General features: G+C 66.0%; 18 protein-coding genes. 15 read left to right on the top strand and 3 right to left on the bottom strand.

The genetic code is table 11. The annotated features are described in order from the left end of the window. Positions 1-66: 66 nt before the first annotated feature. The 14 genes from dctP to GO615_RS11200 all read left to right on the top strand — a co-directional run bounded on the left by dctP (position 67) and on the right by GO615_RS11200 (position 16,583). Complete coding sequence (gene dctP / locus GO615_RS11265; protein WP_211167053.1) at positions 67-1,074, top strand: TRAP transporter substrate-binding protein DctP; 1,008 nt, start codon at positions 67-69, stop codon at positions 1,072-1,074. Positions 1,075-1,141: 67 nt separating this feature from the next. Then, complete coding sequence (locus GO615_RS11260) at positions 1,142-1,687, top strand: TRAP transporter small permease (RefSeq protein WP_246262238.1); 546 nt, start codon at positions 1,142-1,144, stop codon at positions 1,685-1,687. Next, positions 1,675-2,970 (top strand): TRAP transporter large permease, encoded by a 1,296-nt coding sequence (locus tag GO615_RS11255; protein ID WP_169127989.1) that lies wholly within the window; start codon positions 1,675-1,677, stop codon positions 2,968-2,970. The genes GO615_RS11260 and GO615_RS11255 overlap by 13 nt, the downstream gene beginning before the upstream one ends. A gap of 300 nt (positions 2,971-3,270) precedes the next feature. Continuing rightward, a complete protein-coding gene (gene gbdR, locus GO615_RS11250; protein ID WP_211167052.1) occupies positions 3,271-4,440 on the top strand; it encodes a choline metabolism transcriptional regulator GbdR in 1,170 nt (389 codons plus the stop codon). 268 nt (positions 4,441-4,708) lie between these two features. Continuing rightward, entirely contained in the window at positions 4,709-5,686 is a 978-nt protein-coding gene (locus GO615_RS11245; protein ID WP_169127988.1) for a dipeptidase, read from the top strand. A 133-nt stretch (positions 5,687-5,819) separates the two neighbouring features. Beyond that, a complete protein-coding gene (locus GO615_RS11240) occupies positions 5,820-6,347 on the top strand; it encodes a DUF5943 domain-containing protein (RefSeq protein WP_169127987.1) in 528 nt (175 codons plus the stop codon). Positions 6,348-6,362: 15 nt separating this feature from the next. Continuing rightward, positions 6,363-8,426: a dimethylglycine demethylation protein DgcA gene (gene dgcA / locus GO615_RS11235; RefSeq protein ID WP_169127986.1), complete on the top strand. Its 2,064-nt coding sequence runs from the start codon at positions 6,363-6,365 to the stop codon at positions 8,424-8,426. Positions 8,427-8,816: 390 nt separating this feature from the next. Beyond that, entirely contained in the window at positions 8,817-10,787 is a 1,971-nt protein-coding gene (locus GO615_RS11230; protein WP_169127985.1) for a (Fe-S)-binding protein, read from the top strand. After that, positions 10,784-12,034 carry an electron transfer flavoprotein subunit alpha gene (gene etfA, locus GO615_RS11225; protein WP_169127984.1) on the top strand — a complete coding sequence of 417 codons (1,251 nt, stop codon included), beginning with the start codon at positions 10,784-10,786 and terminating at the stop codon, positions 12,032-12,034. Before GO615_RS11230 ends, etfA begins: the two co-directional genes overlap by 4 nt. Further along, complete coding sequence (gene etfB / locus GO615_RS11220; RefSeq protein ID WP_169127983.1) at positions 12,024-12,842, top strand: electron transfer flavoprotein subunit beta; 819 nt, start codon at positions 12,024-12,026, stop codon at positions 12,840-12,842. Before etfA ends, etfB begins: the two co-directional genes overlap by 11 nt. A 73-nt stretch (positions 12,843-12,915) precedes the next feature. Next, positions 12,916-13,137 (top strand): hypothetical protein, encoded by a 222-nt coding sequence (locus tag GO615_RS11215; protein ID WP_169127981.1) that lies wholly within the window; start codon positions 12,916-12,918, stop codon positions 13,135-13,137. A 402-nt stretch (positions 13,138-13,539) separates the two neighbouring features. Beyond that, complete coding sequence (locus GO615_RS11210; RefSeq protein ID WP_339380005.1) at positions 13,540-14,409, top strand: glycine betaine ABC transporter substrate-binding protein; 870 nt, start codon at positions 13,540-13,542, stop codon at positions 14,407-14,409. Between the two features lie 100 nt (positions 14,410-14,509). Beyond that, complete coding sequence (proV, locus tag GO615_RS11205) at positions 14,510-15,721, top strand: glycine betaine/L-proline ABC transporter ATP-binding protein ProV (RefSeq protein WP_169127979.1); 1,212 nt, start codon at positions 14,510-14,512, stop codon at positions 15,719-15,721. Further along, positions 15,714-16,583 (top strand): ABC transporter permease, encoded by an 870-nt coding sequence (locus GO615_RS11200; RefSeq protein WP_169127977.1) that lies wholly within the window; start codon positions 15,714-15,716, stop codon positions 16,581-16,583. The genes proV and GO615_RS11200 overlap by 8 nt, the downstream gene beginning before the upstream one ends. Positions 16,584-16,600: 17 nt before the next feature. Here GO615_RS11200 and GO615_RS11195 read toward each other — a convergent pair whose 3' ends face one another. The 3 genes from GO615_RS11195 to GO615_RS11185 all read right to left on the bottom strand — a co-directional run bounded on the left by GO615_RS11195 (position 16,601) and on the right by GO615_RS11185 (position 21,162). After that, a complete protein-coding gene (locus GO615_RS11195; RefSeq protein WP_169127975.1) occupies positions 16,601-19,798 on the bottom strand; it encodes an EAL domain-containing protein in 3,198 nt (1,065 codons plus the stop codon). Between the two features lie 31 nt (positions 19,799-19,829). Then, entirely contained in the window at positions 19,830-20,024 is a 195-nt protein-coding gene (locus GO615_RS11190; RefSeq protein WP_169127973.1) for a hypothetical protein, read from the bottom strand. 127 nt (positions 20,025-20,151) lie between these two features. Then, entirely contained in the window at positions 20,152-21,162 is a 1,011-nt protein-coding gene (locus GO615_RS11185; RefSeq protein WP_211167051.1) for a GlxA family transcriptional regulator, read from the bottom strand. 525 nt (positions 21,163-21,687) lie between these two features. Here GO615_RS11185 and GO615_RS11180 point away from each other — a divergent pair. Beyond that, positions 21,688-22,209, top strand: a complete 522-nt coding sequence (locus GO615_RS11180) for a 4-vinyl reductase (protein WP_169127971.1) — start codon at positions 21,688-21,690, stop codon at positions 22,207-22,209. The last annotated feature ends 521 nt before the right edge of the window (positions 22,210-22,730 follow it).

Genomic DNA, 22,730 nt, shown 5'->3' with positions numbered 1-22,730 from the left:
TTGCTCGCGGATGCGGGCAGGGTAGCGGAGATGCCTGCGCACCGAAAAACCGAGGAGACCAAGGAAATGACGATGAGATTCAAGCTGCGGAGCCTGCTGCTCGCTGTGGCGGCAACGACGTGTCTGTTCACCCCGCTCGCGCACGCGGCGACGACGCTGAAGATGGCCACCGATTCGGGCGCCAAGGGCTCTCCCGCCGGCAACGCGCTGAAGAAATGGGCCGACCTGATCGAGCAGAAGTCGAAGGGGGACATCAAGGTGAAGGTGTTCTACCAGAACGAGCTCGGGGGGCAGCAGGAGGTGTTCGACCTGCACGTCGCGGGCGACGTGCAGCTGATGCTCAACTGGCCGATGACGTCCTACGACAAGCGCATCGGCGTGATCTACACGCCCTACATGACCACTTCGTGGGACGACGCGCTGAAGGCCTACAGCCCGGGCGGCTGGGTGAACAACCTGCTCGGCGGCATCTACAAGGACATCGGCCTGAAGTTCTTCGGCCCCTGGCCGGAAGGCTTCAACGGCGTCGCCACGCGCGGCAGCCACGCGCTGACGATCGGCGACGCCAAGAACATCAAGGTGCGCACGATGACGGTGTTCCCGGCGCCGCAGACGATGCAGGCGCTCGGCTACCAGACCGCCGCGATCGATTGGGGCGAGGTCTATACGGCGATGCAGACCGGGGTCGTCGATGGCGAGGCCGGCAACGTGATCTTCTGGGATTACGAGTACTTCCGCGACATCGTCAAGACCTACGTCCGCACCAAGCACTTCTTCATGACGGGCGTGCTGAGCATGAACCACAAGGCCTGGGACAAGCTTTCGGCCGAGCAGCAGAAGGTGGTCAGCGAGGCCTCGCTGGAGATCATGAACGACCAGTTCAAGGCCGCGAAGGCACAGGACGAGTTCTACGTGAAGAAGGCCGTCGAGGCTGGGATCAAGTACATCGAGCCGTCGCCTGCCGAACTGGCCGTGCTGGGGAAGGCGGCGCGCGAGAAGGTGTGGCCGCTGATGGAGAAGGAAATCGGGGCGGAGATCGTCAAGACGATCCGCAGCAACGCCTCGCCACTCTGATACGTGCCTGCTTGAAACCCGACCAGCCCGCTGATCCGGGCTGGTTTCCGTTGGACGGGATGAAAAAATGACAATGAGAGTGATTGCCGCGCTCGGAAAGAGCGCGGCCTGGTTGCTCGATGCCGCGGCGTTCGTCGCCAGCGTGCTGGTGGTCGGACTGATGCTGCTGCTCGTCGCGGGGCGCTATCTCTTCGGCTGGTCCATCGTCGGTCTGCTCGAAGTGATCATGATGTGCGGCATGTGGCTGTACATGCTGGGCGCGCTGATCGCCAGTCGGCGCAAGGAGCACCTGGTCGTCGACTTCTTCGCGCAGAAGTTCGGCGACGGGTGGGCGCGCGAGGCGCACAGGATCCTGGTCGGCGTGATCACCTTCGCGGCCACCGCGTTCTTCACGCTGCTCGCATGGCGCATGCTGCAATGGAGCTTCGATCATCCGCAGACGACGCCGGGCATGGGTATTCCGCTATGGATCCCGCAGTCGGCGATCCTGGTCGCTGCAGTCGGCAGTGGTCTTTATGCGCTGCGCGACATCGTACTGGCGGGCTTGGCCCTCTCGTCCGCACGCGCACGTACCGCAATCCGCTCCGAGGAGGCGCTGTCATGGAAGGCTTGATCGCAATCGGGCTGCTGCTCGTGATGATGGTCCTCGGCGTGCCGGTCGCATGGTCGTTCGCCGGCGTGCTGGCGTATCTCGTGTCCGCCTACGACGTCAATATCGACACGATCATGATGCAGGGCTACCGCTCGCTCGATTCGGTGATCCTGATCGCGCTGCCCCTGTTCGTGCTCACCGGCTACCTGATGCAGGGCGGGGGTATAGCGAGGCGGCTCGTCGAGTTCATCGAAGTGATGGTCGGGAAGCGGCGCGGCGGCATGGGAGCCTCGATGGTGCTGGCCTCCGGCATCTTCGGCGCGATCGCCGGCACCGCGACCGCCGCGGTGGCGTCGATCGGCACGATCATGATCGGTCCGCTCGAGCAACGCGGCTATCCGCGCCACTATTCGTCGGCGCTGCTGGGCATCTCGTCCTTGCTCGGCATCCTGATCCCGCCGTCGATCACGATGATCCTGTTCGCGGTCGTCACCCGCCAGTCGGTGGCGGCCTGTTTCGCGGCGTCCATCGGGCCGGCGATCCTGCTGATCATCGGCCTGATCGTCGCCAACCGCTTCAGCGTCGGGCGGCTGTTCCACGAGAGCTTCGCGGCTGCCGCGGACGGGCAGGAGCGGGTGTCGAAGGGCCGCGCGACGCTGAGCGCGCTGCCGGCCCTGTCGCTGCCGCTGATCATCCTCGGCGGGATCTACGGCGGGATCTTCACGCCGACCGAGGCAGCGGCGGTCGCGGCCTTCTGCGCGATGATCGTGGGTTTCTTCTTCTACCGCGACCTGACGGCGAAGGGCTTCGCGCACAACCTGGTCGCGGCCGCCGAGACGACCGGCACCGTGATCCTGATCCTGCTCTTCAGCTTCATGATCGGGCGAATCCTTGCGTCCGAAGGAATCCCGCAGGACCTCACGGAATGGGTGACCTCGCTGGTGAGCAATCCGCTGCTGATCCTCGTGACCGTCAACCTCGTGCTGATCCTCGCCGGCATGATCATCGACGATGTGTCCGTGACCGTCGTCATCGCGCCGCTGTTCCTGCCGCTGATGATGGAAACCGGCATGCATCCGGTGCATTTCGCGTCCATCGTCGCGTGCTCGGTGGTGATCGGGGCGAATAGCCCGCCGGTGGCGCCCATCCTCTACATGGCGTGCCGTATCGGGAAGGCGGAAATCCATCGCACGATCGCGCCCGCAATCGCGCTGATGCTGTTCGTGGCCTTGCCGGTGATGGTCGTTACGACCTTTGTGCCGGAGCTGTCGCTCGCGTTGCCGAGGCTGCTCGGCTTCCTGTGAGTCGCGAAGTGCGGTGCAGCAATGGTGCGATGTCGCGTTTGGGAAAACGCCCGTCGTAAGGAGACAAGACGAGAGCCCCGCCGCTGTTGATTAGCCCTGCTGGGAGTGTCACTATTTGTTCGTCGGAAACGACGCGGCAAACGGTGCGGCGCGCCCTCCGGAACAGTTTCTTCCTAAGACTTTGGGAATAGCGTTCAGGGGCCCCGCAGCACCGCGTGGTGCACGAGGACTATTCAAACGACAAGGCCGGCAGAAAGACCGGCCTGCGTGGCACCCAGGGGTGCCTGTGGAGGAGGGGTAATGATGTACGAACGCAATCGCGCCGCGGCCGGGAGGCCGACGGAGCCGGGTGTCGTCGCCAGGCCGACCCGTATCGGTTTCCTGCTGCTCGACAATTTCACGCTCATTGCGCATTCGTCGGCCATCGAGCCATTGCGCATGGCCAATCACCTGAGCGGGGAAGAGCATTACCAGTGGTTCACGCTCAGCGAGAACGGTGACTCGGTGCGCGCCAGCGACGGCCAGCGCATTCTCCCTGATGCACCGATGGACGATGCGCACGATCTGGACATCGTGATCGTGTGCGGCGGAGTCGCCCAGCAGCAGGCGATCCGCAAATCGCACCTGAGCTTCCTGCAGGCCCAGGCGCGCCGCGGCGCACTGATCGGCGGCGTATGCACGGGAACCTGGGCGCTGGCGCAGGCCGGGCTGCTTGACGGCTACCGCGCAAGCATTCACTGGGAATGCATTTCCGGATTGCAGGAAGCTTTCCCGAAAGTGCTGGTGACGAATCGCCTCTTCACCATCGAGGCGAACCGCCTGACCGCATCGGGCGGTACCGCGCCACTCGACATGATGCTGAACCTGATCGGCAAGCAGCACGGGCGCGAACTGATGGGGGCCATCTCCGAGATGTTCATGTGCGAGCGCATCCGCAACGATCAGGAGCAGCAGCGCATTCCCCTGCGCCACGTGCTGGGGACCTCGCAGCCGAAACTGCTCGAGATCGTCGCCTTGATGGAAGCCAACATCGAGGAACCGCTCGAGCTGGAGGATCTCGCGGCCATCGCGGGCATCTCGCGGCGGCAGCTGGAGCGCCTCTTCCTCAGGCACCTGAATTGTTCACCGTCCCGTTATTACCTGACGATCCGGATCAACCGCGCCCGCCAGCTGCTGCGGCAGACCTCGATGATGATCATCGAGGTCGCCACGGCCTGCGGATTCGTCTCGACGCCACATTTCTCGAAGTGCTACCGCGGGTTTTTCGGTGTTCCGCCGAGCAGCGAGCGGACCATCGAGCCCGTGCCGCGCGGCGCGCGCGGGCGGCGCGAGATCTTTATCGCCGACGAGAGCGCCGACCTGCCGGACGTCGTCCTGCCCGCGTCGACCGCCGAACTGGCGCTGATGGCTGCCCGCGGCGAGGCGACCTACGGAAGCCTCACGCGCGCGCCGCGTCGCGCCGTGTGCTGACAGGACGACGCCTCCGCGCCGGCGTCTGAAGCTTCACGTGTCCAATCCGCCCGGAACCTTTCTGGTTCCGGGCGGATTCTTTTTTGGGCATCTCGAAGCCGGTTTCATTGCGTGATCGAACCGCTATACACGTGCAGCGCGCAGGGCTTGTCGCGGTTCGCACCAAAATGACGCATTTTGACTCGTGCCCGTCGCTTCCCGTGCGATAGGTCTCCCGGCGAGAACGCTATTCTCATCCCCACGAATAGCGCTTGCCGAGGAGCTGCGAATGAATGCGAAGGAAGTTCACGACAGTGCCGTTGTCATCGACGGGCTGATCATTGCGAAGTGGAACAGGCATCTGTTCGAGGACATGCGCCGGGGCGGCCTGACCGCGGCGAATTGCACCGTGTCGGTGTGGGAAGGCTTCCAGGCGACCGTCGACAACATCGTCATGGTCAATCGCCTGATGGCGGAGAGCGCCGATCTCGTTATGCCGGTGCGCACCACCGCCGACATCGCCGCGGCGAAGGAAGCCAACAAGACCGGCATCATCCTCGGCTTCCAGAACGCGCATGCGTTCGAGGACAAGCTGGGCTACGTCGAGATCTTCAAGAAGCTCGGCGTGGGCATCGTGCAGATGTGCTACAACACGCAGAACCTCGTCGGCACCGGCTGCTACGAGCGCGACGGCGGGCTGTCGGGCTTCGGCCGCGAGGTCGTCGCCGAGATGAACCGCGTGGGCATCATGTGCGACCTCTCGCACGTCGGCGCGAAGACCTCCGAGGAGGTGATCCTCGAGTCGAAGAAGCCGGTCTGCTATTCCCACTGCCTGCCGTCCGGCCTCAAGGAACATCCGCGCAACAAGTCCGACGCCGAACTGAAGTTCATCGCCGATCACGGCGGCTTCGTCGGCGTGACGATGTTCGCGCCCTTCCTCAAGAAGGGCATCGACTCGACGATCGACGACTACGCCGAAGCCATCGAGTACGTGATGGACATCGTCGGCGAGGATGCGATCGGCATCGGCACCGATTTCACGCAGGGCCACGACAAGGACTTCTTCGAGTGGCTCACGCACGACAAGGGCTACGCCCGCCGCCTCACCAACTTCGGAAAGATCGTCAATCCGCTCGGCATCCGGACCGTTGGTGAATTCCCCAATCTGACCGAAACGCTGCTCAAGCGCGGCATGCCCGAGCGTGTCGTGCGCAAGGTGATGGGCGAGAACTGGGTGCGCGTGCTGCGCGACGTCTGGGGCGCTTGATGTTTTCCGGGGCATAGCCCCGCACGACGTTCCCTTCCCTTTAAAGGGGAAGGGCTAGGGATGGGGATGGGTTTCCGGCGTGATCCGAAGAAGGCCCGTCCCGCCCTGACAAAATACTGGAGACAAACCGAACATGAAGACCGCACCGCAACTGCCGATCGAAGTCGATTCCGAAACCGGCGTCTGGACCACCGACGCGCTGCCGATGCTGTACGTGCCGCGCCACTTCTTCATCAACAACCACAAGGGCATCGAGGAAGAGATCGGCGCCGAGCGCTACGCGCAGATCCTCTACAAGGCGGGCTACAAGTCGGCCTGGCACTGGTGCGAGAAGGAAGCCGCGCTGCACGGACTGTCCGGTGTCGCGGTGTTCGAGCACTACATGAAGCGCCTGTCGCAGCGCGGCTGGGGGCTGTTCTCCATCGAGGCCATCGATCTTGAAGCCGGCACCTGCCGCGTGCGCCTCGACCACTCGGCCTTCGTCTATGAGTACGGCAAGGTCGGCCGCAAGATCGAATACATGTTCACGGGCTGGTTTGCCGGCGCAATGGACCAGATCCTGGCCGCCGCCGGCAGCCCGCTGCGCACGCTCGCCGAGCAGACCCAGAGCGGCGCCGAGGAAGGCTGCGACTACGGCGTGTTCATCACCCGCCCGCGCTGATAGGAGTAAATGGCCATGGCCCAGTTCGACGCCCTGTTCCAGCCGATCCAGATCGGCAAGCTGACCATCCGCAACCGCATCGTCAGCACCGCGCACGCCGAGGTCTATGCGACCGACGGCGGCATGACCACCGAGCGCTACGTCAAGTACTACGAGGAGAAGGCCAAGGGCGGCATCGGCCTGTGCATCTGCGGCGGCTCCTCGGTTGTCGCGATCGACAGTCCGCAGGGCTGGTGGAAATCGGTGAATCTGTCGACCGACAAGATCATCCCGCACTTCCAGAACCTCGCCGACGCGATGCACAAGCATGGCGCGAAGATCATGATCCAGATCACGCACATGGGCCGGCGCTCGCGCTGGGACGGCGAGAACTGGCCGCATCTGGTGTCGCCGTCGGGCATCCGCGAGCCGGTGCACCGCGCGACCTGCAAGACGATCGAGCCCGAGGAGATCGAGCGCATCATCGGCAACTACGCGCAGGCGGCGCGCCGGGCGAAGGAGGGCGGGCTGGATGGGGTGGAGCTGTCGGCGGTGCATCAGCACCTGATCGACCAGTTCTGGAGCCCGCGCGTGAACCAGCGCAACGACGAGTGGGGCGGCTCCTTCGAGAACCGCATGCGCTTCGGCATGGAGGTGCTGAAGGCGGTGCGGGCCGAGGTCGGGCGCGACTTCGTGGTTGGCATGCGCATCTGCGGCGACGAGTTCCACCCGGACGGTCTCACGCACGAGGACATGAAGCAGATCGCCAAGTACTACAGCGACACGGGTCTGCTCGACTTCATCGGCGTCGTCGGTTCGGGCTGTGACACGCATAACACGCTGGCGAACGTGATCCCGAACATGAGCTATCCGCCGGAGCCCTTCCTGCATCTGGCGGCCGGGATCAAGGAAGTGGTGTCGGTGCCGGTGATCCACGCGCAGAACATCAAGGACCCGAATCAGGCGCAGCGCATCCTCGAAGGCGGCTACGTCGACCTCGTCGGCATGACGCGCGCGCACATCGCCGATCCGCACTTCGTGAACAAGATCAAGATGGGCCAGGTCGACCAGATCCGCCAGTGCGTCGGCGCGAACTACTGCATCGACCGCCAGTACCAGGGCCTGGACGTGCTGTGCATCCAGAACGCCGCGACTTCGCGCGAGCATCAGGGGCTGCCGCACATCATCGAGAAATCGACGGGGCCGAAGCGCAAGGTAGTCGTCGTCGGTGGCGGGCCGGCCGGCATGGAAGCGGCGCGCGTCGCGGCCGAGCGCGGCCATGACGTGACGCTGTTCGAGAAGAAGGACGCGCTGGGCGGCCAGATCTCGATTGCCGCCCGGGCGCCGCAGCGCGACCAGATGGCGGGCATCACGCGCTGGTACCAGCTCGAGCTCGCACGCCTGAAGATCGACCTGCGCCTGGGCGTTGGGGCGGATGCGGCGACGATCATGGACCTGAGGCCCGACGTCGTCGTGCTGGCGGTGGGGGCCCATCCCTTCCTCGAGCAGAACCCGCACTGGGGCGCCGCCGAAGGGCTGGTCGTGAGCAGCTGGGATGTCCTCGAAGGCCGGGTCGCGCCGGGCAAGAACGTGCTGGTGTACGACACGATCTGCGAGTTCTCCGGCATGTCGGTCGCGGACTACCTCGCCGACAAGGGCGCCAAGGTCGAGATCGTCACCGACGACATCAAGCCGGGTGTGGCGATCGGCGGCACGACCTTCCCGACCTACTACCGCAGCCTGTACCCCAAGGAAGTGATCATGACCGGGGACCTGATGCTGGAGAAGGTGTATCGGGAAGGCGACAAGCTGGTCGCGGTGCTGGAGAACGAATACACCGGTGCAAAGGAAGAGCGGGTCGTCGACCAGATCGTGGTCGAAAACGGCGTGCGGCCGGACGAGAAGCTGTACTACGAGCTGAAGCCGGGTTCGCGCAACAAGGGCCAGGTGAACATCGAGGAGCTCTTCGCGATCCAGCCGCAGTCCTGCCTTGCGGAGAAGGGTGATGGCTACCTGCTGTTCCGCATCGGCGACTGCGTGTCGCAGCGGAATACGCATGCGGCCATCCTGGATGCGTTGCGGCTGTGCAAGGACTTCTGAGTACGCGGAGGTCTTGGTCGAAGCTGACGTAATTGCGCACGGTCCGGCGCGGTCTTGTGGAGTTCGCACGGTGCGATTAGCAGGTTCCTTCCCCTTCAAGGGGGCGAGGACGGGGTTTCGCGAAGCATCGCTTCGCGCCGTCCGAGCGGGCCGGCTGTGCAAAGCCGGCCTTGGAATGGACAGGATGGGGATGGGTTTCTTACTGGCGCTGCGGAGTCCACCCATCCCCACCCCAACCCAGGAGTCTCCGCTTCGCTCCGCCGCTCCGGCGGCGGGGAGCAGGGCTCCCCGAAACCCCGCTTCCGCCCCCTTGAAGGGGAGGGAGTCGTCCGCGGCTCGCGGCATCTGTTCCGTTTCATCAAGAGAGCAACGTCCTACTAGGAGAGACGAATGCTTGACGTAGTACTCCCCATACTTATCTTCGCCTCGCTGGCGCTGGCCCTGCTGGGCGCCATCCGGCGGATCCGACTGTGGCGCCAGGGACGCCCCTCGCCAGTCTCCGTGCTCGGCGGCCTGGCCGCGATGCCGCGCCGCTACCTGGTGGACCTCCACGACGTCGTCGCGCGCGACAAGGTGTTCGCCAACACCCACGTCGCGACGGGTGGCGGTTTCGTCGCCGCCGCCGTGCTGCTGATCCTGGTGCACGGCTTCCAGTTTGAGAGCCGGCTGCTCAGCTGGGCGCTGCTCGCGGCCACCGCGGTGATGTTCGCGGGCGCGCTGCGTGTCGCCGCGCGGCGGAAGAACCCGCCCGCACGGCTCTCGCGCGGCCCGTGGATGCGCCTGCCGAAGAGCCTCTTCGCGTTCGCGAGCGGCGTGTTCCTGGTCACGCTGCCGACGGCCGGTGTACTTCCGGCCTCGTTCGGCGGCTGGGCGCTCGCCGCGGTGCTGACGCTCATCGTCGCGTGGGGCATCAGCGAGATGTTCCTCGGCATGACGTGGGGCGGACCGATGAAGCATGCCTTCGCCGGCGCGCTGCATCTGGCGTTCCACCGCCGGCCCGAACGCTTCGGCGGCGGGCGCTCGACCGGTCTCAAGCCGATCGACCTGAAGGACGCCACCGCGCCGCTGGGCGTCGGCAAGCCCGCGGACTTCACGTGGAACCAGCTCCTCGGCTTCGATGCCTGCGTGCAGTGCGGCCGCTGCGAGGCGATGTGCCCGGCCTTCGCCGCCGGCCAGCCGCTGAACCCGAAGAAACTGATCCAGGACATGGTCGTCGGTCTGGCCGGCGGCACCGACGCCGCCTATGCGGGCTCACCTTACCCTGGCAAGCCGATCGGCGAGCACGGAGGCGACGCGCACAGCCCGATCGTCCTGCGAGAGGGCCGCGCGCTCGTCGATGCGGACACCCTGTGGTCCTGCACGACCTGCCGCGCCTGTGTCGAGGAGTGCCCGATGATGATCGAGCACGTCGATGCGATCGTCGACATGCGCCGCTTCCTGACGATGGAGCACGGCAACACGCCGAACAAGGGTCGGGAGGTGCTGGAGAACCTCGCGACCACCGACAACCCCGGCGGCTTCGATCCTGCATCGCGCATGAACTGGGCGGCCGACCTGGACCTGCCGCTGATGGCGAAGCGCGGCACCGCCGACGTGCTGCTGTGGATGGGCGACGGCGCCTTCGACATGCGCAACCAGCGCACGCTGCGGGCCCTCGTGAAGGTGCTGCGCGCGGCGCAGGTGGATTTCGCGGTGCTCGGCAACGAGGAACTCGACAGCGGCGACGTCGCACGTCGGTTGGGCGACGAGGCCACCTTCCAGACGCTCGCCGTGCGTAACGCGGCGACGCTCGCGAAGTACCGCTTCCGCGAGATCGTGACTTGCGACCCGCATAGCTTCCATGTGCTGAAGAACGAGTACCCGGCCTTTGGCGCGAGCTACGCGGTGACGCATCACAGCACCTTCATCTCCAAGCTTATGGAGAAGGGGCGGCTCGCGCTGGGTGAATGGACCGGTGGCCGCGTGACCTACCACGACCCGTGCTACCTCGGCCGCTACAACGGCGAGTATGAAGCGCCGCGCAATGCCCTCAAGGGCATCGGCATCAAGGTCGTCGAGATGGAACGCTCCGGCTTCCGTTCGCGCTGCTGCGGTGGTGGCGGCGGGGCGCCGATCACCGACATTCCCGGCAAGCGCCGCATCCCCGACATGCGCATGGAAGAGATCAATTCGACGAAGGCCGACATCGTGGCCGTCGGATGCCCGCAATGCACGGCGATGCTCGAAGGCGTCGTCGGGCCGCGCCCGGAAGTGCTCGACATTGCCGAGCTCGTCGCGGCGCAGCTGGTGGCGGCACCGGCGCCGGCGCGGGGCGCGGACAAGCGTGTTCAGGTGGAACGCGCAGTGGAGGTGGTGGCATGAGTGAAATCGTCAGACGCGATCCGCGCACCGAGTGGATCGCCCGCAATCGCCTGCATCCCGAGCACGAGGCCGTGCTGGCGCAGCTGAACGGGGGCGCGGCGGTGGCGCAGTGGATGGGGCCGAACGGCATCATCCGGCGCAATCCGCACGCGGTCGGCTTCATCGGCCCGAACGGCATCCGCCGCATCGACCGCAGCGGCGCGCAGACGGCCCATGCGTCGGGCTCCGCGCGGCGGGAAGCCGCCGCAGTGCCGTCGCGCCGGCCGGTGCGCATCGACACGCCCGCGTTCATCGTCGCGGTGATGGCCGACATGCCCGGCGGCCGCCTGTCGGCCCACGACCGCGACGTGCTGGGCCTCGCGCGGCAACTCGCCGACGAAGGGGGGCAGGGCGCGGTGCTGCTGGTGAGTTTCTGCGAGTCGCGCGAGGACGCGCTCGGCGAAGCCGGTGTCGATCGCGTGGTGAACTTCGCCGGCGAGTCCTTCGAAGGCTACGCGCCGGAACAGCGTCTCACGGCCCTGGGCGGCATCGAGCGCCAGCACGAGCCACGGTACTGGCTGTTCCCGGACTCGCCGCTGGGCGGGGCGGAGCTGGGCCGGCGTCTCGCGGCCCGTCTCGGCGAGCGGCCGGCGACCCAGGTGTGGCAGATCGCCGACGGACAATGCACCGGCCGTGGTGCTGCGGGCACGACCGACGTCACGCGCAAGCTGCCGCGCATCGTGCTTGCGCTGCCCGAATGTGCCGAACCGGTGAGCGAGACCGTGCACGCCGCGGCGCCGATCGACCCGCCCGCAGCCCTGCCGCAGCCGCTGCGGCGCGTCGAGGATCTCGGCGCGGTCGCGGTCGATCCGGCCGGCGTGGCGCTCGCGGAAGCGGAATTCATCCTGTCGGCCGGCAACGGCATCCGCGACTGGGACGGCTTCCACCAGGCGGCGCGCGTGCTCGGCGCGACGGAAGGCGCCTCCCGCGTCGCGGTGGACAACGGTTTCATGCCGCGACACCGCCAGGTCGGTGCGACCGGCACCTGGGTCACGGCGCGGGTGTATCTGGCCGTCGGCATCTCGGGCGCGATCCAGCACCTGCAGGGCATCCAGCAGTGCGACAAGGTCATCGCGATCAACACCGATCCCGGTTGCGACATGGTGAAGCGGGCGGATCTCTCGGTGATCGCGGATTCGAGCGAGGTGCTCGCCGCGCTGGTGGAGATGGTCGAAGGCGTTCGCAAGGAGCAACGCAATGCAGCGTGATGGCAATGGAAATGCGGCGACGGAGCCGTCGCTGAAAGTCGCCGCCCTGGTCTCGGTCGGCCGCCACCCGGTGACCGGCCGGGCGCGGCGCGCGGAGTACGACGCGCGCGCGGTCGAGATCGGCCTGTCGCTGGCGAAAGGCGGGGATCTGTCGCTCGTGCATGCGGGCGCCTCGTCGCCCGAGACGGAGGCGGCGCTGCGCGGCTACCTGGGCATGGGCCCTGGCGCCGTAGACGTTCTGCAGCAACCGGAGGGGTCCGACGTCGTGCCGGCGCTGGAAAGCTGGCTGCGCGCCGCCGGCCCGCGCGTCGTGTTGTGCGGGGCGCGCGGTGAAACCGGGGAAGGGTCTGGTCTCGTGCCTTTCATCCTCGCCGAACGCCTCGGCTGGTCGCTGGTATCCGGGCTCGCCGAGATCGAGTCGGTGGACCGCGACACGATGACGGTGCTGCAGGCCCTGCCGCGCGGGCAGCGGCGACGCCTGAAGGTGCGCCTGCCCGCCGTCGTGACGGTCGATGCGGCGGCGCAGCCTGCACGGCAAAGCGCCTTCGGGCCCGCGCAACGCGGCGAGTTGCATCGCGTCGCGTCCGAGGTGGTGCCCGATGCTGCTGCGCGCGAGTGGACGGTGGCGCCAGCGCGCAAGCGCCCGAAGCGCCTCAAGATCGTGAAGGCGGCGTCCGCCCGCGACCGCTTCAAGGCCGCTGCGGCGAAGGCCGAAGGCAGCGGCGGGCAGGTGCTCACAGGCGTTTCCGCGCAACAGGGCGCCGAGGCCATCCTCAAGCTGCTGCGCGAGGAAGGGGTGCTGCGGTGAGCGCGGGAGACCGCGACTATCGCGGACCGTCGAAAGGCGTAAAGTATTCCTCGTCCTTCAGGAGGGCCACATCATGATGTTTGCCGACCTCGTCGATATCGACGACTTTCGCGAGCGGCTCGGCGCATTGGGGGTTGCGCTGCCGCAGGGCGAAACGCCCGACGACTGGGCGCGGCGTGTGCGCGCCGCCCAGCCCGTCGACGGCCTCCCCGAACTGATCGCCGCCCTGTGCGCCGAGGGCACGACGCTGCAGCCCGAGGTGCGCAGGGCCATCGATCTGATCCTGGTGCCGTGAGTCCGTCAGTCACCTCTGACGATGGAGGAGACGGCCGCACCCCGAACGACCGCACGAACCCGTAGGTCGGGAGGAGCGTAACGCCTCCCGCCCTACGAAACCTTGCTCCGCCCGATGCCGCAAACAGATCGACTGGAGGTCGCACATGGGTAAATTGCCCGACCCGCGGACCCCTAGACTGATTCTCGCCGATCTTCTCGTTAAGGTATTACCGTTCGCCCTGAGCTAGTCGAAGGGCCCAGTCCGAACGGCATTTACTTGCCCGCTTGATAACACGGTCGGCAGTTCCACCCGCTGGATCGCAGTTCTCGACTCGCAGCACACAGACTCATCACCAACGGGCCAATCCATAGAGCCCGACACATCAGACCGGAGGAGTAGATGTTTTCAAGACTGAGGCAAGTGTTCAAACACGCAATCGGCGCTGCGATGATCGTTTCGGCGGTGGCCGGTGCGAGCAGCGTCCAGGCCGCCGATCAGAAGACGATCAAGATCGGCTGGACGGCGTGGTCCGATGCGGAGGCGGTGACCAACATCGCCAAGCAGTTGCTCGAGCAGCGGCTCGGCTACAAGGTCGAGCTGGTGATGACCGACATCGGGCTGCAGTACCAGGGCGTCGCCAAGAAGCAGCTCGACGTGATGTTAATGGCATGGTTGCCGAATACGCACAAGGCCTACTGGGACAAGCTCAACGGCGATCTGGTCGATCTCGGCATCCTGTATGACAACGCCAAGCTCGGCTGGGCCGTTCCCGACTATGTCCCCGCGTCCGAGCTGTCGTCGATTACCGATCTGAACAAACCAGAAGTGGCGAAGAAGCTAAAGAGCCAGGTCCAGGGAATCGACCCGGGTGCTGGCCTGATGCGCGCCTCCGAACAGGCGCTCAAGGACTACAGCCTCGCCGGCTACGACCTGCGCACGGGTTCCGATGCCGCGATGATCGTCGCCCTCGATCGCGCGATGGCGCGCAAGGACTGGATCGTCGTCACGACGTGGAATCCGCACTGGATGTTCTCGAAATACAAGGTGCGCTACCTCGAGGATCCGAAGAAGTCGCTCGGCGGCGCCGAAGCCATCCACGCGATCGGGCGCAAGGGCTTCGACCAGGACTTCCCGAAAGCGGCGGCCTTCATCAAGAACTTCAAGATTCCGCTCTCGGACCTTGAAGGCATCATGGCGAAGGCGAAGGAATCGTCCTACGAGAAAGAGGCCGCGGCCTACATTGCGAGCCATCCCGAAATGGTTGCAGCCTGGTTGAAGGACGCCCGGTAAGGCGGCGTATTGCGCGCAGACGCGAAAACCGGTGTTCGCAGCATTGCGGGCACCGGTGTCGATTGATGGGTGGAGCAGTGCGCTGGAGGTACGCGAGACCATGCAAGCAAAGATCGTAGTAAAGGATCTGTACAAGATCTTCGGCCCCAAACCGGACGTGGCGATGCAGATGCTGCGTTCGGGCAAGGACAAGGACCGGATCGTTCGGGAAACGGGCATGGTGGTCGGTGTCCAGAACGCGAATTTCCACATCAACGCGGGCGAGATCTTCGTCATCATGGGTTTGTCCGGGTCCGGCAAATCCACGCTGATCCGCCTGCTCAACCGCTTGATCGAGCCCAGCTCCGGGCAGGTTCTCGTCGACGGACAGGATGTGGCGTCGATGGACCCGCGCGAGCTCATCAAGCTGCGCCGCCGCGACATGGCGATGGTCTTCCAGTCGTTCGCGCTGCTGCCGCACCTCACGGTGCTCGCGAACGCCGCCTTCGGGCTCGAGGTCTCCGGCGTGCCGCGCAAGGAGCGCGAAGCGCGGGCGATGAAGGTGCTCGAACAGGTGGGCCTGGGCGCCTACGCGAACCGCTATCCGCGCGAGCTGAGCGGCGGGATGCAGCAGCGCGCGGGACTTGCGCGCGCGTTGGCCGTCGATCCGTCGCTGATGCTGATGGACGAGGCCTTTTCCGCGCTCGACCCCCTTAAGCGCACCGAAATGCAGGACCTGCTGCTCGACCTGCAGCGCGAACAGCAGCGCACGATCATCTTCGTCTCCCACGATCTCGACGAGGCCTGCCGCATCGGCAACCGCATCGCCATCATGGAAGGCGGGCGCATCGTGCAGATCGGCACGCCCGACGAAATCATCCGCAACCCCGCCGACGAATACGTGCGGGCCTTCTTCAACGGGGTGGATGTGAACAAGTACCTGTCCGCCAAGGACATCGCCGACGCCGATGCGGTGCCGGTATTCAAGGCGCACGGCGATTTCGCGGACGGTTTCCACGGCGCGATCGAGCGTTTGCGCGCGGCGCGGCGCAATTACGGTTTCGTCGTGGATGGCGAGCACAAGCTCGTCGGCACCGTCTCCATCGACTCGATGATCCGCTCGCTCGAATCCGGCTCCACCGAACTCTCCCACGCGCTGCTGACCGACCTCCCGCCGGTCAATGGCAACCTCAACCTGCGCGAGCTGATCTGCCGCATCGTGAAGATGCCCTATCCGCTGCCGGTGATCGAGTCGCAGGGCCACTACATCGGCGCGGTCACCCAGACGATCCTGCTCAAGAAGATGGCGAAGGAAGAACTCAGCCATGCGTGATTTCCTGCCGATCGGCGAATGGGCCGAGAAAACTATCAACTTCATCCTCGAAAACGACCACGGGGTGCTGGAGAACCTGGGCGACGTCGTCGGGGACATGACGGCGCTGACCGAGCAGCTCTTGCAACTGGTGCCGGACTGGCTCCTCGCGGGCATGTTCGTCGCGCTGGGATTCTGGCGCCTCGGCTGGAAGTTCGCGGTCGTCGCAGCGGCGGCCTTCGTCGTCATCATCGGCACCGGCTTCTGGCCGGCAACGATGGTCACGCTCGCGCTGATCATCGCGGCGACGCTCATCAGCCTCCTGGTCGGTATACCGCTGGGCATCGCCGCGGCGCTCAACCGGCGGATCAACTACCTGCTGCGGCCGGTGCTGGACTTCATGCAGACCATGCCGGCCTTCGTCTACCTCATCCCGGCGGCGATGGTGTTCGGACTCGGGCGCGTACCGGCGGTCCTGGCGACGGTGATCTTCGCCATGCCGCCGGTGGTCCGCCTGACCGCGCTCGGCATCCGCCAGGTCAACAAGGAGCAGGTCGAGGCCGGCATCACCTTCGGCTGCACGCCGCTGCAGGTGCTGCTCAAGATCCAGATTCCCGGCGCGCTGCCCTCGATCATGGCCGGCATCAACCAGACGATCATGATGGCGCTGTCGATGGTGATCATCGCGTCGATGGTCGGTGGCGGCGGCCTGGGCAACAACGTCCTCGCCAGTATCCAGCGCCTCGACATCGGACTGGGCTTCGAGTCCGGACTCGCGGTGGTGTTGCTCGCGATCATCCTCGATCGTCTTACCGAAAGCTTCGGCGTGCGGAAGGAAGAGCGGATCGCACGTCGGAAAGGGGGCCAGGGGCAGGAGTCCTGACGCCCCGGACCCGCGGATCACCAGGTCGGCGCAGTGCTGATCATCCGCTCGGCGGCTTCTGCGTCGAGCGGCTGGCCAAAGTAATATCCTTGGCCATAATCGACCCCCAAGGCCCGCAGCCGGGCCAGTTGGGCCGCGGTCTCGACCCCTTCGGCGATCACGCTCATACCGAGCGTGCGGGCGAGGGTGACGATCGTCTGGACGATATCGTCCGCCGCCTGGTCCGTGTCCATGCGGCGCACGAAGGAGGCGTCGACCTTCAGGGTGTCGAGCGGGAAGCGGTGCAGGTATGACAGCGACGAGTAGCCGGTGCCGAAGTCGTCCATCAGGAGTTCGATTCCGAGTGCGCGCAGTTTCGTCAGCACGGCGGCCGCCGCTTCGGCGTGCTCCATCAGCAGCGTCTCGGTCACCTCCAGCTTGAGACTGCCCGCGTCGAGGCCGGTTTCGGCCAGCACCGCACGGATCTGCTCGAGCAGGTCCGGCTGCACGAACTGCCGGCCGGCGAGGTTCACGCTGATCTTCCCGGCCGCGCGCTCCGGAAAACGCCGTTGCCAGTCCTGCATCTGTCGGCAGGCTTCGGCCAGCACCCAGCGGCCGATCGACACGATGAGACCGGTCTCCTCGGTGAGCGGAATGAACTCGCCTGGCGGCACCAGCGTACCGTCGGCCCGGCGCATCCGCACCAGCGCTTCGAACCCGGCCAACCGGCCGGTGGGCAGGTCGACGATGGGCTGGTAGTAGACGCGGAACTCGTCGCCGCGTGAAACCGCCCGGCGCAACTGCGTCTCCATGTCGAGCAGGGCGACCACGCGCTCGCGCATGTCGGCGGCAAAGACCTCCTGGCACGCACCACCGCGCCGCGTGGCGTTGTGCGCGGCCGTCTCCGCGTCACGCAGGATGTCGGCGGGGTCTGCGTAGTCGGGCCGGCCGAGGGCGATCCCCACGCTCGCCGACGAGAACAGCGCGTGCCCGTCCACGTTGAAGCCGGCCGCCAACTCGGTCTGGAGGCGCTCCGCGAAGCGTATCGCCTCCGTGACATCGCTGGTTTCGTCGAGCAGGAGCGCGAAATTCTCGCCGCCCAGGCGGGCCGCCGTGTCACCGGGGCGGAGCCCGGAGCCCAGGCTGCGTGCGACCGCAATCAGGAACTCGTCGGCGACGGTTGCGCCCAGGCTGTCACCGATGAGTCGGAAGCGGTCCAGGCTGATGAACAGGAGGGCGAACCCGTGCGCCTTGCCCAGCCGGTGGCGGTCGAGGGCGTCGCCGAGACGGGTTAGCAGCAATGCGCGGTTCGGAAGGCCGGTGAGCGTGTCGCGCAGGAACTCTTCCTCCACCACCGAGCCGAGCACGAGACGCGCTGAAGCCGCGCCGATGATGCCGGACAGTTGCGCTTCGCAGTAGCGCGCCAGATCGGCGTCCACCTCCCGCGGCCAGTCGAGGCCATGCCGCATCGCATACGACGCCAAGGATTGACGGGCATTCTCCGGACCCAGGAAACGTTGCATGAGCGCATACAGGTCGGGCAGCGAACCGCGTGCTCCCCAGTCGCGTTCGATACCGCGATCGTGCCTCGATGCGTCGACGAACAGCGCCGCTTGGGTCCGCTCCACGCTGTCCTGTTCGCTGAGGAGCGACACCGCCACGTAGGCCCCGACATTGGCGAACATGCTCCACAGCACCCCATGGCTGGTCTCGTCGAGCCCCTCCAGGCCGAACAGTGCGAGCGGGCGCAGCAGCCCCACGCCGAAGGGGCCTTGCTCGAGCAGCGTTGGCGATAGCCATCCCGCCCGCGCGAAGGCGGGCACCACCAGCGTGTAGAGCCACACCACGAAACCCGCCCCCAGCCCGGCGAACGCGCCCGCCTTGGTGCCTGCCTTCCAGTACAGCCCGCCCAGCAGGGCGGGCGCGAACTGCGCCACCGCTGCCAGCGAGAGCAGCCCGATCGACGCCAGTGCATAGGCTTCGCCTGCCAGCCGGTAATACGCGTAGCCGAGCAGGAGCCCCCCCACGATGGTGATGCGCCGGATCGCCAGCAGCAGGCCCGACAGGTCGGTCCGTTCCGTCAGGCGCAGCGCCTTCACGCGCAGCAGGATCGGCATCACCAGGTCGTTGCAAACCATCGTCGACAGCGCGATGACCTCCACGACCACCATGCCGGTAGCCGCGGCGAAACCGCCGACGAACACGAGCAGCGCCAGCGCCTCGCGCTGCGCGGCCATCGGCAGCGCGAGCACGAAGCTCTCCGGGCTGACGGCGCCGTCGGGGCCGAACTGCAGCAGGCCGGCGAAGGCGATGGGCAGCACGAAGAGGTCGAACAGCAGGAAATACAACGGAAACAGCCAGATCGCCCGATTCACGTGCGTCTCGTCGACGTTCTCGATCACCGCCACCTGGAACTGCCGCGGCAGGAACATCACCGCGAGCATGGTGACGGCGTAGATGGCGAACAGCGATCCCCAGGGCGACTGTCCGCCGCGCTCGCCACCGCCGATCGTGAACAGTGCGGCGAACTGCGGCACCTCGGCTGCACGGCCGAAGAGATCACCCGGGCCGTCGTACAGCCCCCAGGTGACGAAGATGCCGACGGCGAGAAAGGCGAGCAGCTTGACCAGCGAGTCGAAGGCGATCGCGGCGACCATGCCTTCGTGCCGCTCGGCGAGATCGAGCTTGCGCGTGCCGAACACGACCGTGAATGCGGCCAGCAGCAGGGTCACGTAGAAGGTCGTGTCGTGCCATATGCTGTCGACGAGCGACGTGGTCGCCGGCGCGTCCGGATAGCCTCGCAGGAAGTGGAAGCTCATCGCCACCGCCTTGAGCTGCAGCGACACGTAGGGCGTCACCCCCAGCAGCGCGATCACCGTCACGAGCCCCGCGAGCAGGCCGCTCTTGCCGTAGCGCGAGGAAATGAAGTCGGCCAGCGAGGTGAGGCGGTTGTCCTTGGCGATGCGGATGATCTTGCGCAGCACCATCCACCACAGGCAAGCCATCACGCACGGCCCGATGTTCGCCGGCAGGTAGGCGATGCCCGAGTTCGCGGCGACGCCGACGTCGCCGTAGAAGCCCCACGCGGTCAGGAAGACGCACAGCGAGAGCGCGTAGACATAGGGATTCGCGATCAGGCTGCGTCCCGCGTCTGCGGCGCGTTCGCCCAGATAGGCGATGGCGAACAGCAGCCCGAGATAGGCCGCTACCACCACCGCGATGAGCCATGTGGGCAAGATGGCGTCTCCCGGCGGCCGCGCAGCCGCGCTAGGTCCGCTCGATCACCAGGATCAGGAGCGCGACCAGCAGTACCCAGGCCGCAAAGGCGTACACGTACAGAACGGGAATCCCGGCCACCAGCGTCGGATGATTGAACAGGGCCATCAGGGGGTAGTTGAACAGCAGGATGCCCAGAACGAACAACGCCGCCAGGCGATACACCTTGATGTTGGGCCTGTTCATGGTTTCCTCTCCCGGATCGTTCCTCGACAACCGGCCTCTGCGCATCCCTGCGCTACAAGGATAGGAAACGGCTCCGTGCATTGCACGGAGCCTGGAGCGACCCGGACTCAGGCCGCCGGCAGACGCGTCATGCCGCCAGATGATGGACGACGGGCTTGCCCACGCCCGCCACGGTCCCCTGCGGCCGCCGCTCGCTGCTGGGCGGCTTGCCGAACAGCGCGCGGTAGCACTTGCTGAAATGACAGGCCGACTGGAAGCCGCAGGCGACCGTGATGTTGGTGATGGACATCTGCGTCTGCAGCAGGAGCTCGCGCGCGCGACGCAGTCGCAATTCCAGGTAGTAGTGGCTGGGAGTGACTTGCAAGGCTTCGCGGAACAGGCGCTGCAGGTGGCGCTGGGAGAGGCCGGCGAGTTGCGACAACTCCTCCAGCGACAGGGGCTCCTCGATGTTCGCTTCCATCAGGGCTGCGACTTCCACCAGGGCCTTGCGGTTGCAACCCGCTCGCGCAGCCAGCGGGATGTGCTGGCGATCCTTGCTGTCGCGCACCCGTTCGAGGATGAACTGCTCGGAGATTTCCGCAACGAGGGTCTTGCCGCAACGCTCGCGCACCACGGCGAGCATCATGTCGATGGGGGCGATGCCGCCGGTACAGGTGATCCGGTCGCGGTCGATGACGAAGAGCTCCTCGACAAAGTGGATCCTGCCGTGGGCCTCGCGCAGTGCGCTCAGGTTCTCCCAGTGGATGGTCGCGCGGTAGCCGTTCAGCAGACCGGCCTTCACCAGCGCATAGGTTCCGGTGCACAGCCCGCCGAGAATCACCTTGTCGTGCGCGATGCGGCGCAGCAGGGCGAGCACCTTGTCATCGACGAAGCGGGTGACGTTGGTGCCGCCGCACACGAATACCATGTCGAACGGCCCCGATTCCTCGTAGGTTCCGATCTGTGTGGGCGCGAGGCCGTTGCTGGAGGCCACCTGCTGACCGTCCGTGGAGATCACGGACCAGCTGTACAAGGGCTTGCCACTGATGTGGTTGGCCATGCGCAGGACTTCGATCGCGCTGGAGAACGCGATCATCGTGAATTCGTTCAGCAGGAGAAAACCGACGCGGGTCACGGACGAGAGTGTGGCGGACACCATGTGCTCCGATTTCAAGGTTGGGCGAATGCAAACATCGATTGGTGCGGCGGACCGGTTTGCATCGGTGCAGTCGCTATGCCGACTTCAGCAGGAACCATGCCTCTGTGCGACGAGGCGTGCTGCGCGGCAGGAAAGACGCGCGTCAGCCCGCCACATCGCTCCCGCAAGAGCGGCGCCGGCACAGGGACGGACAGGATGGAGTCGGGGGAGAGGCGGGCGCGGAACGCCCTGGGGCGGCTGGCCCGGCGAAATGGAACATCGGTGTCTCCTGTTGGTCGTCCTCGCGTTTCACGCCCCGGCATGGGGCGTCACGCGGGCGCCTTGTTCTTTTTGGTGCGCCATGCGGATCGAGCTATATGTCTGTAAACATAGCGGCTTCTCCCGGCCTTCGCCAGCCTTCACGGTCCGGGCGCAGCAAACTGTCGCAATCTCGCGGAAACCTGTCGCAAGCAGACTGACCACGACGCGCCGGGGTGCGAATAATGATGCAATGAGGCTGACGGGAAGGATCGACAGGTGGATTCGATGAGCGCCGGGCAGGACCAGGACGACGACGGCTGCGCCGACGCCGAGTATGAGTCCATCCGCCTCGCCGCGCGCAGCTTCTGCCTTGATACCCTGCAGGACCTGGAGACGGGCATGGGTGACGAAAGCTACGGCGACATCCTCTACCACGCCAGCTACAAGTCGGCGCGCCACTGGTGCGAAAAGGAAGCGTTCGCCCACGGCCTCGCCGGCGTCGAGCTCTTCGAACACTACCTGGAGCGCCTATCGGCACGCGGCTGGGGTCGCTTCAGCCTCGCCGAGGCCGACTTCCGCACCGGCACGGCCGACGTCCGCCTCGACCATTCCACGCTCGTCCTCTCGCAGGCGGAAGCCTGCGCCGCCAGGACCTGCTACATGTTCGCGGGCTGGTTCGCGGGCATGATGGACTGGATCGGCGAAAACGCCGGCAAGCCGCTCAGCACGATCTGCTGCGAAACCCAATGCGGCGCCGACGGCTTCGACCACTGCATCTTCGCCATCCGCCCGCGCCTGCTCAACTGACAGGACACTGCGACGGACGATTGCACGAACGGCCGATTTGGTTTCCTGTGGGAGCGGCTTCAGCCGCGAATCGGCAGCAGATGTCCTCCAGCGTGCGTATTCGCGGCTGAAGCCGCTCCCACGGACAACACAATGCGGCGCTGTCGGCTTCGACCACTGCATCTTCGCCATCCGCCCGCGCCTGCTCAACTGACAGGAAGCTGCGACGGACGATCGCACGAACGGCCGATTTGGCTTCCTGTGGGAGCGGCTTCAGCCGCGAATCGGCAGCAGATGTCCTCCAGCGTGCGTATTCGCGGCTGAAGCCGGCTCCCACTGACGGTTGCTTGCCTCCCGCCGCTCGTGAGGGCTGAACCTCACCGCGAATCAATCATGCGAATTCACGCAGTTCCCGATGGCGCCCGCCATGCGCTCGCGTTCGCCGCGGACGCGCCGAACGGTCCGGGTCGTCGCCGGGTTCTGCTGTCCTCATGTCGGAATTGAATTGGATTGCGTCCACAAAGCACAAGTGACGTCGCGCA

This window comes from Aromatoleum evansii, assembly GCF_012910805.1.
GTDB lineage: Bacteria > Pseudomonadota > Gammaproteobacteria > Burkholderiales > Rhodocyclaceae > Aromatoleum > Aromatoleum evansii.
Note: the sequence above shows the minus strand (reverse complement) of the source record. Positions and strands in the feature narration are given on the sequence as shown.